The following is a 16,681-nucleotide window of genomic DNA, read 5'->3' as shown; positions in this document are numbered from 1 at the left end:
ACATAAAGAGGTGAGCGTATGTATTACTATCCGGTATCAGCTGTGCTGACAGAATGTCTGATCCTTTCTGTTGTGGAACAGCAGGATTCCTACGGATATGAGATCAGCCAGACTGTAAAGATGGTTGCATCCATCAAGGAGTCTACCCTGTATCCCATCCTGCGGAAGCTGGAGACAGGTGGTTATCTTACAACGTATTCCCAAGAGTTCCAGGGCAGGAAGCGAAAGTATTATTCCATCACAGAAGCCGGGCGTGATCAGCTGGAATATCTGAGGAAAGAGTGGAGAGAATACCGCGATACTATAGACGATATTGTGGAAGGGAGACTTCGAAAATGACAAGAAAAGAGTATATGGAGCAGTTGAAGAAATATCTGAAGCGGCTTCCAAAAGAAGATTATGACAATGCCATTGAGTATTTTTCGGAATACTTCGATGAGGCTGGACCTGAGAATGAACAGCAGGTTATGGAAGAACTGGGACAGCCTAAAGAGGCGGCAAGGGAACTGCTTCTGAACCTTTTACAGGAGAGTGTTGGTGACAGTAAAGACATCACCGAGAAAAAAACAGCAGCTTTGCCGGCAGCAGGTTCATATTACGGAGAGAGCTCCCATGCACATAGCCGGACAGATTCAGGAAACCTGAGTACAACAGGGTACAGTACATCCGCAGGAAAGAAGCGTTCCCCCGGAAAGATCATTCTTCTCGCATTTCTGGTGATCTGTGCATCGCCGGTGAGCATTGCGCTGCTGTTTGCAGGCCTTGCAGTACTGGCAGCAGTGGTGATTGTCATCGCAGCAGTGATCTTTTCCATGGCAGTTACAGGTGTATCAGCAATTGCCGGAGGTATCGTGCTCACAGGTTTCGGCGTGACATTGATCGCAAGATCTCTGGCAGCAGCCTGCATGATGGTCGGCAGTGGATTTCTGATGGCAGGTGCGGGAATCCTCGTTGGAGTACTTACCATATATATATGTAAATGGTGTGCAATGGGAATCGGCCGTCTGGTTAACAGACTTGCAAGAAAGAAGGTGCATAAAAATGAATAAGATTGCAAAAACAGTGCTGATGACAGGTACAGCACTCTGTGTAGCGGGAGTTGTTCTTTCCACAGCAGGATATTTTGCAGGGGGAAAAGATTTCACATATACTTCAGATCATATGTATGTATCCGGAGGAAATTCTTCCAGTCGTAAAAATCTTACAGTAATGAAAAAAGAACAGATTGATGATTTTACGAAGCTGAATGTGGATTTTGAGGATTTTGATCTGGATATCCGTACCTCAGATGATGACCATTATTATATGGAATATAAGCTTGAGAAAAACGGGAGGAAAAATCCTCTGACCTGGAAGGATAAGGATGGAGAGCTCACGCTTGAGGAGCCTGCAGGCGGCAGTGGAAGTTATTATATAACCTATGATCTGGGGATATTCTCTACACATGCGGATCTGACAGAAAAGAAAGATGCATTGAATACGGTGGTTCTTTATATTCCGGAGAAGGCACAGCTTTCCGAAGCGGAGCTTCAGCTTTCCGACGGGGATCTTGCTGCCGATCAGCTTTTGTGTAAAGAAATGACCCTGGAACTTCTCAGTGGAGATCTGATGCTGGATAAGGGCGAGTTCGAAAAGTTTGATGCAAAGCTTTCCGACGGGGATCTGAATGTAAAAGAACTTCAATGTACAGATAACATGCAGCTGAAATCCGGAAACGGAGATGTGACCATAAAAAAGGCAGAGCTTGCAGATGGGCAGATAGCTCTCAGCGACGGAGATATTCAGATAGACAACAGCAGCTTTAACGGAGATATGAAGATCAATAGCTCCTGCGGTGATGTTTCTGTAGAAATGAAGAACGGCAGTGCAGAGAAAACCAATATTTATCTGAAAGCTGCAGACGGAGATGTGGACACGGAGGGGCTTTCCAGGGGAAAAACCGACAATGAGGAAGACACCTCTGTTTATGAGAACAAGGCCGGTGCTTCAGCACCGACTTTAAATGTGGAATGCAGCGATGGGGATATTACATTAACAGAATCTGAAAAATAAAGAATATGAATATCCGCCTGACTATGCATCTGCTTGTAAAAATCCTAAAAAAGAATAAATGAAATTATATGAAGCGCAGGGGTTTTTCCGGAGAAAAATTCCTGCGTTTTTTAGCTGAAATGTATTGACAAATCCCTGTACTATGATATAATTCAATCAAATCACAGAAAACATATATAGTTACTAGGAAATAAGGAAATGGACATAAAGGAAATAAGGAGGATATCATCATGGGTAAAATTTACGGAAGCGCACTGGAACTGATCGGAAACACACCGCTTGTAGAGGTTAAGAACGTAGAGAAGTCTGAGGGACTTGAGGCTACAGTACTTGCCAAGCTTGAGTATTTTAACCCGGCAGGAAGCGTTAAGGACAGAATCGGTAAGGCAATGATCGAGGATGCAGAGCAGAAAGGTGTCCTGAAACCAGGCGCAACCATTATCGAGCCAACATCCGGTAACACAGGAATCGGACTTGCAGCCATCGCAGCTGCCAAGGGCTATAAGACGATCCTCACCATGCCGGAGACCATGAGTGTTGAGAGAAGAAACATCCTGAAGGCATATGGTGCAGAGGTGGTTCTCACAGACGGAGCCAAGGGAATGAAGGGGGCCATTGCCAAGGCAGAAGAGCTTGCCAAGGAGATTCCGGGAAGCTTCATCCCGGGACAGTTTGAGAACCCGGCTAACCCGAAGGCACATGCAGCAACAACAGGTCCTGAGATCTGGAATGACACAGACGGAAAGGTAGATATCTTCGTAGCAGGTGTTGGCACAGGCGGAACGATCACCGGTACAGGTGAGTACCTGAAGAGCCAGAACCCGAATGTGAAGGTAGTTGCTGTTGAGCCTGCAACTTCTCCTGTACTTTCTGAGGGAAAAGCAGGCCCGCATAAGATCCAGGGTATCGGCGCAGGTTTTGTTCCGGACACACTTGACACCAAGGTTTATGACGAGATCATCCCTGTAGAGAATGAGGATGCATTTGAAACATCCAAACTCCTTACCAAGAAAGAGGGAATCCTTACAGGAATTTCCTCCGGTGCAGCTCTCTATGCTGCGATCCAGCTTGCAAAACGCCCGGAGAACAAGGGGAAAGTGATCGTAGCACTTCTTCCGGACAGTGGAGACCGTTACTACTCCACACCACTGTTTACAAAATAATCGATCCGAAGACCGCTTCTTTTGCCTTGAAGCGTGATTCTGTGGGATTATTTACGGCGCTCCTGAATGCCTGTCCAAGCAGGCTGCCGGAGCGCCGGTTTTATTCTTGATTTCATCGAATTAAGTAAGCCCTCTGTGGGGCTGCGGTTACTGTTCACTGGTAAGGTCCCGCGAAAAGCAATAAGCAGTGTGTGGGGACTTGCTTGTATCTTGTAGCTTTTTCAGGTATAATAGAGAAAACAAACAAAACCTATTAACAATATAAAGAATAAAGTCTGCAAAGCAGATTCTGCTTCCTATGAAAGAAGATACAGGAAGCTGCCTGTGCATCACAGAGAAGGGTGCCGGTTATGGAATACAGAGGAATATTTCCGGCTGAACAGCTGCACAATAACAGAAAGAGCAAAAGGCTATAAATCAGAAGAATACTGAAATATTGGAGGTAAATATTACATGAGGATTTCTACAAGAGGAAGATATGCGCTGAGACTGATGTTGGATCTTGCTACAAATTATACAGGAAAACCGATCCGCCTGAAGGATGTGGCGAAGCGCCAGGAGATCTCCGATAAATATCTGGAGCAGATCATCTCCATCCTGAACAAAGCAGGCTTTGTCCGCAGTGTCCGTGGCCCTCAGGGCGGCTATGCACTGCAGCAGACCCCGGATAAATACACGGTCGGAATGATCCTTCGTCTCACAGAAGGAAGCCTTTCCCCTGTGGAATGTCTGGACGACAACGGAGCCATCTGTGACCGTGAGGAGAACTGCGTCACCCAGATCCTCTGGAAAAAGCTGGACGATGCTATCAAAGGTGTGGTGGATCATATAACACTGGAAGACCTGATGAACTGGCAATCCGTGAAGGCGGACGAATATATCATATAAAAAAAGCTGCGCAAGCAGCTTTTTTTTATATCACATTTTTTTACTAACATTTTACAAAACCGCGATTTTATATTTTACCTTCCATTTCTATAATAACACCTGTATTTAAGCAGTAAGCAAGTAAAAATGATCATAGAAATGAGGAGAAAAAAATCATGAAAAAAAGAATCGCAGGTATCTTAACAGCAGCACTTATCGGAACTACAGTAATGGGAACCGTTGTAATGGCAGCACCGTCCGGAGCGATCGACGTAATTTCCCGTGAGGACGGATCCGGAACACGTGGAGCATTCGTAGAGCTGTTTGGGATCGAAGAAGAAAAAGACGGCGAGAAAGTAGATATGACAACACAGGAAGCAAGCATCACAAACAACACAGATGTAATGCTTACCACAGTAGCAGGCGATGAGAACTCTATCGGATACGTATCCCTTGGTTCCCTCAACGATACAGTAAAGGCAGTAAAGATCGACGGAGCAGAGGCAACAGCAGAGAACGTTGCAGATGATACATACAAGGTAGCACGTCCGTTCAACATCGTAACAGGCGACAAGCTCAGCGATGCAGCACAGGATTTCATCAACTACATCATGAGCTCTGACGGACAGGACATCATCGAAAAAGAAGGCTACATCAAAGTAGATGAAAAAGCAGAGGCATACAAAGCCGGAGATGCAAAAGGCAAAGTCGTAGTTATGGGATCTTCTTCCGTAGGACCTGTAATGGAGAAGCTTGCAGAGGCATATCAGAAAACAAACAAAAACATCACAGTAGAGGTTCAGGTCAGCGACTCCACAACAGGAATCAATAGCGCAACAGAGGGTGTATGTGATATCGGAATGGCATCCCGTGAGCTGAAGGACGAGGAAACAGAGAAAGGTGTTAAAACTACAGAGATCGCAAAAGATGGTATCGCAGTCATCGTAAATAATGACAATGACCTTGAGGAGCTTTCAAGTGACCAGGTAAAATCCATCTTCACAGGTGACATCACAGACTGGGAAGACATGACCAAATAAATTCCCGGATAAAAAACGATTGAAGTATCTTACAAAGAGCGGCGATCATGACAAGGTCAGGAAAGCCGCTCCGTTATATATCAGCACAGTGGATATCCACTGGGACAGAGAGAAAGGTGTCTTATGAATCATTTAGGAGAAAAGGCCATGAAGGTCGTTTTTCTCATTGCGGCCTGTGCATCGGTTCTCGCAGTATTTCTTATCTGTGTGTTCCTTTTTGCAAACGGCCTTCCTGCAATGGGAAAGATCGGTCCCTTAAAATTCCTCTTCGGAACAGAATGGAGACCAACAAACGATAAATTCGGAATCCTGCCAATGATCGTGGCAAGTATTTATGTAACTGCAGGAGCAATCCTTATCGGAGTTCCGATCGCACTTTTTACATCCGTATTTATGGCAAGATATTGCCCGAAAAAAATCTATAAACCACTGAAATCCGGTATTGAGCTTATGGCAGGTGTTCCATCCATCGTATATGGCTATTTTGGTCTGGTTCTCCTGGTACCGCTGATCCGCCAGCTGTTCGGAGGAACCGGAAGCAGTATGCTGGCAGCATGTATCCTTCTGGGAATCATGATCCTTCCGACGATCATCGGAGTTACGGAATCGGCAGTACGAAGCGTTCCGGAAAGCTACTATGAAGGCTCACTTGCGCTTGGCGCAACAAAAGAGAGAAGCATTTTCTTTGTTATGCTTCCGGCAGCAAAGTCAGGAATCCTGGCAGGCGTTGTCCTTGGGATCGGACGTGCCATCGGTGAGACCATGGCCGTGATCATGGTAGCCGGAAACCAGCCACGTATGCCGAAGGGACTTCTTCAGGGTGTCCGTACCATGACTGCAAACATCGTAACAGAGATGGGATATGCATCAGGACTTCACAGAGAAGCACTGATCGCAACAGGAGTTGTACTCTTTGTATTTATCCTGATCATCAACTTAAGTCTTTCACTGCTGAACAGGAGGGCGGAGTATGCAAACTAACGTATCAGTAACTGCAGATCCTGCGGCAGAAACAACCATGAAAAAAAGAAATACACTTACCATAGGAGACCAGCTGAAGTCTTATGCAAGACATCCCGGTGCAGGAGTCCTGGCATTTCTCACACTGCTGGGAGCAGTGATCACTTTTGCACTGCTGTTCTTCCTGATCGGCTATGTGCTTGTAAAAGGTATTCCCTATCTGAATGCAAGTCTGTTCAGCCTTACCTATACCTCAGAGAACGTTTCCCTTCTCCCGTCACTGATCAATACCCTGATTATGACACTGGTATCTCTGGCGATTGCCGCTCCGGTAGGAATCTTTGCAGCGATCTTCCTTGTGGAATATGCAAAAAAAGGCAGCCGTTTTGTAAAGCTGATCCGTATTACCGCAGAGACACTTTCCGGTATTCCATCCATCGTATATGGTCTGTTCGGTATGCTGTTCTTTGTAACTGCATTGCACTGGGGCATGTCTCTTCTTTCCGGTGCCCTGACCATGGTGATCATGGTACTTCCCCTGATCATGCGTACCGCTGAGGAAGCACTGAAATCTGTTCCGGATTCTTACCGTGAGGCAAGCTTCGGACTTGGAGCAGGCAAGCTCCGTACTATTTTTACGATTGTACTTCCCTCCGCAGTTCCTGGAATCCTGGCAGGTGTGATCCTGGCCATCGGACGTGTGGTAGGTGAGACTGCAGCACTTCTTTATACCTCCGGTACTGTTGCGGCAGTTCCAAACAGCCTGATGGGTTCCGGACGTACCCTGGCACTTCACATGTATGTGCTTTCCAGTGAGGGACTTCATGTAAACCAGGCATCTGCAACAGCAGTAGTCATTCTGGCATTTGTACTTGTTATCAACGGACTGTCCGGTCTGGTAGCCAGAAAAATTGCGAAAGGATAATGATCGATCATGAGTGAAAATACAAAAATTTCAATTGACAATATGAATCTCCATTACGGAAGCTTTCATGCCCTGAAGGGAATCAATATGGAAATCCCGGAAAAGGAGATCACAGCATTTATCGGACCAAGCGGCTGCGGTAAATCCACACTTCTGAAATCCTTAAACCGTATGAATGACCTTGTGGAAGGCTGTACCATCACAGGAAAGGTAGAGCTTGACGGGGAAGATATTTACGGAGATATGGACGTGAATCTTCTGCGTAAACGTGTGGGAATGGTATTCCAGAAGCCCAATCCGTTCCCGATGAGCATTTATGATAATATTGCATACGGTCCGAGAACACACGGTATCCGTTCCAAGGCAAAGCTGGATGAGATCGTGGAAAAATCTCTCCGTGATGCGGCAATCTGGGATGAGGTCAAGGACCGCCTGAAAAAAAGTGCTCTTGGAATGTCAGGCGGACAGCAGCAGCGTCTCTGCATTGCCCGTGCCCTGGCAGTACAGCCGGAGGTGCTTCTTATGGATGAGCCTACATCTGCCCTGGACCCGATCTCCACTTCCAAGATCGAGGATCTGGCAGTAGAGCTTAAAAAGGATTACACCATTGTTATGGTCACACATAACATGCAGCAGGCAACCCGTATCTCCGACAAGACAGCATTTTTCCTTCTTGGTGAGGTTGTGGAATTTGCGGATACAGACAAGCTGTTCTCCATGCCGGCGGATAAGCGTACAGAGGATTATATTACAGGAAGGTTTGGTTGATATTATGTCAGAACGTTTTGTAAGACAGCTGGAAGAGCTTCACGTGGAACTGATCACCATGGGAAGTCTCTGCGAAAAAGCAATTTCACTTTCTGCCAAAGCTATTCAGGGTGAAGGCGGGATGACTCTCATTGGCAAGATCTTTGAGACGGAAAAAGAGATCGATGCACAGGAAAAAGAGATTGAAAATCTCTGCATGAAGCTTCTTCTTCATGAGCATCCGGTAGCCGGAGATCTGCGATCCATTTCCGCAGCGCTGAAGATGATCTCCGATATGGAACGCATCGGTGATCAGGCAGCAGATATTGCGGATCTGTCCAAGCATATCGAGGACAAAGCAGTTACCGGAGATATCATTAATATCCGGAAGATGGCAGAGGATACTGTCCGGATGGTTACAGAAAGCATCGATGCCTTTGTAAAGGGTGATCTTGAGCTTTGCAGAAAGGTTATTGACGATGATGATAAGGTGGACGATGCCTTCAATGCTATTAAGGAAAAGCTGGCCGAGGTCCTGAATAACGGAAAGCCGGATGCAAGCATCGGTCTGGATATCCTTATGGCTGCAAAATATTTCGAGCGTATCGGTGATCACGCTGTGAACATTGCAGAGTGGGTGGAATATTCCATCACAGGAAACCACAGAAGCGGTTCCAGTCATACAGATAACTATTTTGTTGAGGAATAGAAATAAGTAAGAGCAGATTGCAAAGAGTTGCATTATTGCAAAAAAAGTGCTGTGGTATTGAAAGGATATCACAGCACTTTTTATAATGTGATAAAATTTACAAGGATTTAACTTTTTCCGGATAATTATTTTTACATTGCTTTTGTAAAATGCTATATAGATTTCGGAGAAAGGAAAGGGCTGAGCTTTGAGTAAAAAAATATTTAAGTATATCATGCTGGTTTCATCACTGATCACAGTACTGGGACTGGCATTTGTCGTGGGAATCCTTTATCACTATTTTCAGGGACAGCTGATGGGTGAGCTGAAGAAAGAAGCCGTGTATATTTCCAGAGGCGTGGAAAGTACCGGGACAGATTATCTGAAGAAGCTGAATGATGAGGATTCCAGGATCACTTATGTGGATGAAAGTGGAAAAGTTATCTACGACAATGAGGCAAATGTGGAAAGCATGGATAATCACGGACATCGCAAGGAGATCCGTGAAGCAGAGATCAACGGAGAAGGTGCGGATGAAAGAATGTCATCAACGCTTTCCGAAAAAACAATGTATTATGCAGTACGCCTTGAAAATGGCAATGTGCTGAGAGTTTCCAGTAACCAGGCTTCTGTATGGATGCTGCTCCTGCAGCTGCTTCCGCCTTTTGCTGCAGTTCTGATACTTATGCTGCTCCTGTCCGGCGTATTTGCATCCAGGCTTTCCGGGAAGGTTGTGGAACCTCTTAATGGGCTTGATCTGGAGCATCCGGATGAGAATGATGCCTATGATGAGGTACAGCCGCTTCTTAGCAAGATCGGCAGACAGAGCCGGCAGATCCGTCTGCAGCTTGAGGCAGCCAGAAGACAGCAGAAAGAATTTTCTATTATCACGGAGAACATGCAGGAGGGACTTCTTGTGATCGACCGTTATACCATGGTACTTTCTGTCAACTCCAGTGTGGGAAAGCTTCTTAAGGTAAAGGAGATCAAAACAGGAGAAAGTGTATATCTTCTGAACCGCTCGGAGGAGTTTCGAGGTGTCGTTGGGCAGGTCCTTGAAGGAAAGCATGAGAACAAGATCCTTCGTTTGGATGGCAATGAGATTCAGGTGATCGCCAATCCTGTCACAAGAGAAAATAAGACAGAGGGTGCGGTGATCCTTTTGGTGGATGTGACCGAAAAAGTAGAACGGGAACAGCTGCGAAGAGAATTTTCCGCAAATGTTTCTCATGAGCTGAAAACGCCGCTGACTTCCATTTCCGGATTTGCTGAGATCATGCAGGACGGATTTGTGAAGGATGAGGATGTGAAGGTTTTTGCAGGACGCATCTATAAGGAAGCGCAGAGACTGATCCGTCTGGTTGGGGATGTGATCCGGATCTCCCGTCTGGATGAGGGCGGATTGCCGTATCAGTGGGAAAAACTGGATCTTTACAGTCTGACTCATGATATTTTTTCTACCTTACATGAAGCTGCCGAAAAGCAGGAAGTGCATATGTATATGGAAGGCGGAAGTACAGTGCTGGATACAGTGCCGACGATCATGGAAGAGGTTCTCTATAATGTCTGCGATAATGCTGTCAAATATAACCGCCGGGGTGGAGAGGTCTTTGTGAGACTGAAGGATGGCGAGGATGCAGTTCGCGTGAATGTGCGGGATACAGGGATCGGTATTCCGAAGGAAGATCAGGAACGCATTTTTGAACGCTTTTATCGGGTGGACAAAAGCCATTCCAAGGAAATCGGCGGAACCGGCCTTGGCCTTTCCATTGTGAAGCACGGGGTAAAAACTCTGAACGGCAGGCTGTGGCTTAACAGTGAACCGGGACAGGGAACCGAGATCATTATGGAATTTCCGAAACATCATATGGAAAAGGAAGCAGCAGAGTGAACATAGGTCGTGCAGCGATGATGTTCATAGGCATGCAGCAGAGTGGAAGATGAAAGGCCGTTCTGTTGTATGTATCTGCTGCTTTTTATATCATAGTATATTGCTGGTTGGAGGTTGATGGTTTGACAGACCGGAAGGGTTATGCTATCTTATGTAATAATAATCAGAGTAAGCAACAGGAAAGCGGATGATAACGGTCCGCTTTCTGTATTATAATTGGTTCGGGATAATTCCGGACGACTATACTGAGGGGAATAAAAATATGATACAGGCAATTGTTTTACTGGTGTTCCTGATCTTTCTGAATTCTGTTTTCGCAGGTGCGGAAATGGCGGTTCTGTCCATGAATGAAGCGAAGATGAAGGAGCTGGCAGAAGAGGGAGATCACCGGGCGCAGATTTTGATAAAGCTTACAGAACAGCCGGCACATTTTATGACAGCGATCCGTGTAACGGTAACTACGGCAGGATTTCTGCAGAGCGCTTTTGCGGCAGAATATTTTGCACAGCCGATGACAGAGGCACTGATAAGGTCAGGGATAGATGTACCACAGAATGTTCTGAAGATCGTATGCATGATCATTGTGACCATACTGCTTTCCTATGTAAGTCTTCTGTTCGGAGAACTGGTGCCAAGACGTCTGGGAATGAAAAATCCGGATGAGCTGTCTCTGCGTCTGGCAGGACTTCTTAAGATCGCGATGATCGCAGTCTGGCCGGCTACTGCACTTCTGACAGTAACTGCCAATGGTGTGCTGTATCTGATGGGAATCAAACCGGAAGAAAAAGAGGAGCAGGCCACAGAGGAAGAGATCCGTATGCTGCTTACAGAGGGAAATGAACAGGGCAGCATCCAGCAGGAAGAAAGCGAGATGATCCAGAATGTTTTTGACCTGGATGATACTGCGGCAGATGAGATCTGTACACACAGAAGAGATGTGGTTGTCCTCTATATGGAAGACTCCGATGAGGAATGGGAACGGATCATCAGAGAGAACCGTCACACCTTTTATCCGGTATGCGGGGAAGATCAGGATGATATTATCCATATTCTGGACACCAGAGATTATTTCCGCCTGGATGACAGATCCAGAGAAGCTGTTCTGCAGCATGCCTGTTATTCACCGTTTTTTGTACCGGAATCCATGCGTGCCAACCTGATCTTCCGGGAAATGAGGGAAAAACGGGATTATTTTGCAGTAGTGCTGGATGAATACGGCTGCTTTGTGGGAATTGTCACTCTGCATGATCTTGTGGAGACGCTGGTAGGAGATATTGACGACAGGACAGATCTGCCGAAGCCGGATGATATTGAGAAGACAGGAGAACATATCTGGAAAATACAGGGAGGAGCGATCCTGGATGATGTGGCAGAGGTCATAAATGTGGAGCTTCCTGTAGAAAAATATGATACTTTCAGCGGCTTTGTCTGCGGAGTTCTGGAACGTGTACCGGAGGACGGAGAACAGTTCCGATGCAGCTGGAAAAACCTGGATATTGTGGTAAATCAGGTCAGAAACCATACCGTTGTGGAGGGAATCGTTCATGTTCAGCCAGAGAAAAAAGTGCAGGAACAGAAAGAAGAGATCTGACAAAACCTTGTTCAGCCAGGTCATGGGACAGTTATCGGGAGAAAGATCTCCGGGGATTTATGGACATTTTCGAACATGTTGTTGCTTGAAAGTATGTTATTTTTATGACATAATAAGGAAATAACCCGAGGAAAGCTTGTGATGGGGGAGAAAAAATGCCAGGTTTTACAAGACAGATCATACTGCATACACTGACGGAACTTATGAACGAAAAACCATTGTCCAAGATCACGGTAAAGGACATCGTGGAACGCTGTGGAGTAAACAGGAATACATTTTACTACCATTTCAGGGATATTCCGGATGCAGTGGAAGCAATGGTAAAGGAAGAGCTGAATGACATTCTGAAGGATCAGAAAGTACCGGAATCAGTCAGCGACTGTATGGAAATCCTTGTCAACGCAGTTCAGAAGAACAAAAAAGCCATGATACATCTGTACCGCTCGATCCAGAGGGATGTATTTGCCGATTATCTGGATCATGCCGCAGAGCGTGTGGTGGAGGAGCTGATCAACAGGGCGGTCGGAGACTTTGAAATGGATCAGGAAGATAGGCATCTTATAAGCCGGTATTATAAATGCGTATTTGTGGGAGTGATCCTGGACTGGCTGCGGCATGATATGGATTATGATATCCTGTCAGATATGCATAAGCTGGAGTATATTTACGAGAAGAGCCTTGAGAGTCAGTACAAAAATCTGAAAGAAAAGCTATGATTTCAACTAAATGAAGATTAAAAATATCCATTTAGCTGTAGAACAGGAATGTCCTCGAATTTTATTAAGGTATAGAAACGGTTAATTTTGAGCTGGTGTCTAAAATTTAGGCACTGGCTCTTTTTTGTCTGTTTTTTTAAACGACACAGGGATGTATAATTCAGTACAATAAATGAGAAAAAATTATCAAGGAGGGAACGTATGGATGACCTGAAACAGCTGAAGCTTGTAAAAAACATCTACATCGTCATGTCATTACTGTTCTGTGTGCTGGGTATTTTTCTGATGGCAAGGCCCAAAAGCTCTGTAAAAATGCTGTGCGTGCTTATGGGAATCATGCTGATCCTGTACGGGGCTATTAAGATCAGCGGATATTTCACGAGAGATGCTTTCTGTCTGGCATTTCAGTTTGATCTGGCTTTCGGGATCTTGCTGATGGCAGTGGGAGTGATCCTGATAGCCAGAAAAAATTTCGCAGTGGATCTTATTTTTTCCGTGTTCGGAATCCTGATCCTGGCAGATGCCCTGTTTAAGATCCAGATGTCTGTAGATGCGAAGAGATTCGGTCTGGCGCTGTGGTGGCAGATTCTGCTGGTCGCACTGGTCACCGGAGTGATCGGAGTTCTGGTTTTTATCAGACCATGTGAAGCAGCAGCTACGATGATGGCACTGGTAGGATTTTCCATTTTACTGGAAGGGATCCTCAATCTATGGGTCGGGATCCTGACGATCAAGATCATCAAGAGTCGGCTTTAAACATAAACATAAAAATAACCAATCACTTTAGATAATAACATAGGAGGAAATAGAGTATGGGAATCGTAGACAAAGCAAAACAGGCAGCGATCGCAGCTACCGTAACAAAAGCACTGGATTATCTTGAGAAGGATCCGGAGACAAACATACCGAAGATCATGGAAATGGTTGATAAAGTAACACCGGATGGCTGGTATGCAGGACAGAGAAATGCGATCCGTCACTCCATCGAGGCAAAGGACAACTGGTATCAGCTGATCCTTCGTATGTATCAGCTGGATGCCGGCGTACGCCAGACATTTTTCCGCAACTTTATTGTAAATGCCAGTCTTAAGGGAAGCGCAACGCAGGAAAAGGTATCAGAAGAGAATGACTGCAATGTACCGTGGGCAATTCTTCTTGATCCTACCAGCGCATGTAACCTTCATTGCACAGGATGCTGGGCAGCGGAGTATGGCCACAAGCTGAACCTGGATCTTGAGACCATCGATTCTATTGTTAAACAGGGTAAAGAGCTGGGAACTTATATGTACATCTACACAGGCGGTGAGCCTCTTGTCCGCAAAAAAGACCTTATTAAGATCTGTGAGATGCATCCGGACTGTGAGTTCCTTTCCTTCACAAACGGAACTCTGATCGACGAGGAATTCTGCCAGGAAATGCTCCGTGTGAAAAACTTCGTTCCGGCTATCAGCCTTGAGGGAACAGAGGCAACTACAGATGGACGTCGTGGAGATGGCGTATACCAGAAGGTTATGCATGCTATGGAGCTTCTGAAGAGCCACGGACTTCCGTTCGGTGTTTCCACATGCTACACATCCGCAAACGTAGATGCAGTAAGCAGTGAGGAGTATTTTGATCATCTGATTGAGTGCGGAGCTTATTTTGCATGGTTCTTCCACTATATGCCGGTTGGAAATGATGCAGCAGCAGATCTCCTTCCCACACCGGAGCAGAGAATCAAAATGTACGACAGCGTCCGCAGATTCCGTGCCACAAAATCTCTCTTCACTATGGACTTCCAGAACGATGCAGAGTATGTAGGCGGATGTATCGCAGGTGGCCGTCGTTACCTCCATATCAATGCAAACGGAGATGTGGATCCTTGCGTATTCATTCATTTCTCCAATGCGAATATTAAAGAATGTACACTCCTTGAGGCGCTGAAGAGCCCGATTTTTATGGAGTATCACAAGGGTCAGCCGTTCAACAAAAACATGCTTCGTCCATGTCCGATGCTTGAAAATCCTGAGCTTCTCCGCAAGATGGTTGAGCGTGCAGGAGCGAAATCTACAGATCTTCAGTCTCCGGAAACAGCAGAGCATCTCTGTGCAAAATGTGATCACTATGCAGAGGTATGGAAGAAACAGGCCGATGAGCTCTGGAGTGAGAGCCAGGCAAAAAAAGCTGCAAAAAAATCAACAACTTGTTAATTAACACTTGATATAGATGTTGGGATACTGTATAATGAACCCGTTTTTCAGGAGTCTGAAATAACAGTTCAGATAAGAGTGTCGAAACAGAAGAGACACGATACGTGTACTGACAGATAACAGGGCGGTTATATTCAGCAGTGGGTATAACTGCCTTCTTTTTTATGTTATCGTCAGGACATAGGGAAAGAAAGGATGGATTCATTATGGAAAAACAGGAGAAAAACACAGCCAGCCCTTATGAGCTGGACGGACGCCCACCTCTTAAGGTGGCAATTCCCCTTGGACTGCAGCACGTGCTTGCCATGTTTGTGGGTAATCTTACCCCGCTTCTGATCATCACAGCTGCCTGCGGGATCGAAGCAGGAGGGGATCTTCAGGTTGCATTACTTCAGAATGCAATGCTGATCGCAGGAATTGTTACACTTGTACAGGTCTTTACGATCGGACCGGTCGGTGGCAAGCTTCCTATCGTTATGGGAACAAGTTCAGGCTTCATCGGCGTATGTCAGAGCGTTGCCGGAGTCATGGGAAATGGTATCGTTGCCTATGGTTCAATCATGGCAGCCTGCTTTATCGGCGGTCTTTTTGAGACTGTTCTGGGAAGCTTTCTGAAGCCCTTGAGAAAATTTTTCCCATCTGTTGTAACAGGTACAGTTGTACTTTCAATCGGTCTTTCACTGATCGGTGTGGGAATCAGCTCTTTCGGTGGCGGAAGCTCCGCAAAGGATTACGGTTCTCTTGAAAACCTTTTCGTAGGCTTTGTAGTTCTGATCGTGATCATTGTACTGAAGCATGGAACAAAAGGCTTCACAAGCTTTTCTTCAATCCTCATCGGTATTATCGTGGGATACATTCTGGTAAGTATCATGGCTATGGTACTTCCTACAACATTTACATATGTAGATGACACAGGTGCTACTGTGGAGGCTACAAAGGCCTGGGTTCTCAACTGGGACAAGGTTGCTCAGGCAAAATGGTTTGCGGTACCGGCACTGATGCCTGTAAAATGGGTGTTTGACGCACGTGCGATCGTGCCGATCCTGATCATGTTTATTGTAACTGCAGTTGAAACAGTTGGTGATATTTCCGGAATCACAGAGGGTGGTCTTGGAAGAGAGGCTACAGACAAAGAGCTTTCCGGTGGTGTTATGTGTGACGGACTTGGATCTTCCTTCGCAGCACTGTTCGGTGTGCTTCCGAACACATCCTTCAGCCAGAACGTTGGTCTGGTTGCAATGAATAAGGTTGTAAACCGTTTCTGTATCGCTACAGGAGGAATCTTCCTGATCGCATGCGGACTGTTCCCGAAGCTTGCTGCACTGATCTCCATCATGCCGCAGAGTGTTCTTGGCGGCGCTGCTGTTATGATGTTCTCATCTATTGTTGTCAGCGGTATCCAGTTAATTACCAAGTGGCCGATCGGACCGAGAAATGTTACGATCGTTTCCGTAGCACTTGGTCTTGGTTATGGACTTGGCTCCAATACAGCGATCCTGGTGCATCTGCCACAGGCGATCAGCCTGATCTTCGGCGGTTCCGGTATTGTTCCGGCAGCGGTATTTGCGATTATTCTTAATATTGTTCTTCCGAAGGATGAGAAGAGTGAGATTGAGAGAGCTGAGGAGATGCTGGAGAAGGTTAAGAATAAATAAAAAAGTGTAAGAATAAAAAGAGTTTTTTTCTTTTTTGAGACTGTTGGACTTTATTGGTCTGACGGTCTCTTTTTTTATATGTTTTTATTTTTTTATTTTTAGGATAAAGGTTCGGCCTTTTGGAAGGCGGTAATTTGCGAGAAGGGGAAGCACTCGGAGTTGCGAAGGCCGTCTCCCCTTCTCGCGCTCTTCCCCTC

The 16,681-nt window shown here is 45.8% G+C and carries 17 protein-coding genes; 16 read left to right on the top strand and 1 reads right to left on the bottom strand.

Annotated elements, in window-relative coordinates; all coding sequences use genetic code 11:
* Positions 1-18: 18 nt before the first annotated feature.
* The 16 genes from NCY57_RS09575 to NCY57_RS09500 all read left to right on the top strand — a co-directional run bounded on the left by NCY57_RS09575 (position 19) and on the right by NCY57_RS09500 (position 16,484).
* Positions 19-339: a PadR family transcriptional regulator gene (locus NCY57_RS09575; RefSeq protein ID WP_021652481.1), complete on the top strand. Its 321-nt coding sequence runs from the start codon at positions 19-21 to the stop codon at positions 337-339.
* The gene (locus NCY57_RS09570) at positions 336-1,049 is read left to right on the top strand and encodes a DUF1700 domain-containing protein (RefSeq protein WP_178688418.1); all 714 of its coding nucleotides are present in this window, start codon (positions 336-338) and stop codon (positions 1,047-1,049) included. The genes NCY57_RS09575 and NCY57_RS09570 overlap by 4 nt, the downstream gene beginning before the upstream one ends.
* Positions 1,042-2,052: a DUF4097 family beta strand repeat-containing protein gene (locus NCY57_RS09565; RefSeq protein WP_173745848.1), complete on the top strand. Its 1,011-nt coding sequence runs from the start codon at positions 1,042-1,044 to the stop codon at positions 2,050-2,052. The genes NCY57_RS09570 and NCY57_RS09565 overlap by 8 nt, the downstream gene beginning before the upstream one ends.
* 230 nt (positions 2,053-2,282) lie before the next feature.
* Complete coding sequence (gene cysK / locus NCY57_RS09560) at positions 2,283-3,215, top strand: cysteine synthase A (protein ID WP_015526291.1); 933 nt, start codon at positions 2,283-2,285, stop codon at positions 3,213-3,215.
* Between the two features lie 453 nt (positions 3,216-3,668).
* Entirely contained in the window at positions 3,669-4,103 is a 435-nt protein-coding gene (locus NCY57_RS09555; protein ID WP_114001811.1) for an RrF2 family transcriptional regulator, read from the top strand.
* Between the two features lie 155 nt (positions 4,104-4,258).
* A complete protein-coding gene (locus NCY57_RS09550) occupies positions 4,259-5,122 on the top strand; it encodes a substrate-binding domain-containing protein (protein ID WP_173739489.1) in 864 nt (287 codons plus the stop codon).
* 123 nt (positions 5,123-5,245) lie between these two features.
* Positions 5,246-6,103, top strand: a complete 858-nt coding sequence (gene pstC / locus NCY57_RS09545; protein WP_021652474.1) for a phosphate ABC transporter permease subunit PstC — start codon at positions 5,246-5,248, stop codon at positions 6,101-6,103.
* Entirely contained in the window at positions 6,093-7,007 is a 915-nt protein-coding gene (gene pstA / locus NCY57_RS09540) for a phosphate ABC transporter permease PstA (RefSeq protein ID WP_148446276.1), read from the top strand. The genes pstC and pstA overlap by 11 nt, the downstream gene beginning before the upstream one ends.
* A 9-nt stretch (positions 7,008-7,016) precedes the next feature.
* Positions 7,017-7,775 (top strand): phosphate ABC transporter ATP-binding protein PstB, encoded by a 759-nt coding sequence (pstB, locus tag NCY57_RS09535; RefSeq protein ID WP_015526284.1) that lies wholly within the window; start codon positions 7,017-7,019, stop codon positions 7,773-7,775.
* Between the two features lie 4 nt (positions 7,776-7,779).
* On the top strand, positions 7,780-8,463 hold the full coding sequence (gene phoU / locus NCY57_RS09530) for a phosphate signaling complex protein PhoU (protein WP_250789620.1): 684 nt from the start codon (positions 7,780-7,782) through the stop codon (positions 8,461-8,463).
* Between the two features lie 187 nt (positions 8,464-8,650).
* A complete protein-coding gene (locus NCY57_RS09525) occupies positions 8,651-10,333 on the top strand; it encodes a sensor histidine kinase (RefSeq protein WP_330638986.1) in 1,683 nt (560 codons plus the stop codon).
* 262 nt (positions 10,334-10,595) lie between these two features.
* Positions 10,596-11,924: a hemolysin family protein gene (locus NCY57_RS09520; RefSeq protein WP_227588962.1), complete on the top strand. Its 1,329-nt coding sequence runs from the start codon at positions 10,596-10,598 to the stop codon at positions 11,922-11,924.
* Positions 11,925-12,079: 155 nt separating this feature from the next.
* Positions 12,080-12,640 (top strand): TetR/AcrR family transcriptional regulator C-terminal domain-containing protein, encoded by a 561-nt coding sequence (locus tag NCY57_RS09515; RefSeq protein WP_015526280.1) that lies wholly within the window; start codon positions 12,080-12,082, stop codon positions 12,638-12,640.
* A 201-nt stretch (positions 12,641-12,841) separates the two neighbouring features.
* The gene (locus tag NCY57_RS09510; RefSeq protein WP_021977012.1) at positions 12,842-13,396 is read left to right on the top strand and encodes an HdeD family acid-resistance protein; all 555 of its coding nucleotides are present in this window, start codon (positions 12,842-12,844) and stop codon (positions 13,394-13,396) included.
* Positions 13,397-13,452: 56 nt separating this feature from the next.
* Complete coding sequence (locus NCY57_RS09505) at positions 13,453-14,829, top strand: radical SAM protein (protein WP_148446271.1); 1,377 nt, start codon at positions 13,453-13,455, stop codon at positions 14,827-14,829.
* A gap of 206 nt (positions 14,830-15,035) precedes the next feature.
* Positions 15,036-16,484 carry a uracil-xanthine permease family protein gene (locus NCY57_RS09500; RefSeq protein WP_118752848.1) on the top strand — a complete coding sequence of 483 codons (1,449 nt, stop codon included), beginning with the start codon at positions 15,036-15,038 and terminating at the stop codon, positions 16,482-16,484.
* Here the strand turns inward: NCY57_RS09500 and NCY57_RS09495 are convergent.
* Positions 16,471-16,681 (bottom strand): hypothetical protein (locus tag NCY57_RS09495; protein WP_250789619.1); only part of this gene is annotated, 211 nt, incomplete at its 5' end. The genes NCY57_RS09500 and NCY57_RS09495 overlap by 14 nt on opposite strands.

This window comes from Blautia sp. MB18-30 (assembly GCF_023669475.1).
Lineage (GTDB): Bacteria > Bacillota > Clostridia > Lachnospirales > Lachnospiraceae > Blautia_A > Blautia_A fusiformis.
This window is presented reverse-complemented; position numbering and strand designations above follow the sequence as displayed.